This is a genomic window from Sphingobacterium kyonggiense (assembly GCF_039536825.1).
Taxonomy (GTDB): Bacteria; Bacteroidota; Bacteroidia; order Sphingobacteriales; family Sphingobacteriaceae; genus Sphingobacterium; species Sphingobacterium kyonggiense.
On record NZ_BAAAZI010000017.1, the window covers coordinates 1 to 764 of the forward strand.

Annotated in this window: 1 rRNA gene; it reads right to left on the reverse strand. The window is 52.4% G+C overall.

Annotated features, from left to right (window positions below):
• Positions 1-764: ribosomal RNA gene (locus ABD676_RS18165) — 23S ribosomal RNA — on the reverse strand; the annotation flags it as partial.

The window sequence follows — 764 nt, forward strand, 5'->3', positions numbered from 1 at the left end:
TTCTTGATGCCCGTTTATTATCCACGCCCGGCCGCTCGACTAGTGAGCTGTTACGCACTCTTTAAATGAATGGCTGCTTCCAAGCCAACATCCTAGCTGTCTGGGCAACCGGACCTCGTTAGTTCAACTTAGAACGAATTTGGGGACCTTAGCTGATGGTCTGGGTTCTTTCCCTCTCGGCCTTGGACCTTAGCACCCAAAGCCTCACTGCCGGCCATATCTAGCAGCATTCGGAGTTCGTCTGGATTTGGTAGGATTTGACTCCCCCGCACCCAATCGGTAGCTCTACCTCTGCTAGACTCAATGCCGACGCTGTTCCTAAAAACATTTCGGGGAGTACGAGCTATTTCCCAGTTTGATTGGCCTTTCACCCCTACCCTCAGGTCATCCGGAAACTTTTCAACGTTTATCGGTTCGGTCCTCCAGTACGTGTTACCGCACCTTCAACCTGCCCAAGGGTAGATCACAAGGTTTCGCGTCTACCTCGTCCGACTATGCGCCCTGTTCAGACTCGCTTTCGCTTCGGCTCCTCGACTTAATCGATTAACCTTGCCGGACAAGAGTAACTCGTAGGCTCATTATGCAAAAGGCACGCCGTCACGGAATCGCTCCGCTCCGACCGCTTGTAAGCACACGGTTTCAGGTTCTTTTCACTCCCCTGTTCGGGGTTCTTTTCATCTTTCCCTCACGGTACTGGTCCACTATCGGTCTCTCAGGAGTATTTAGCCTTGCCAGATGGTGCTGGCGGATTCCCACAGGATTTC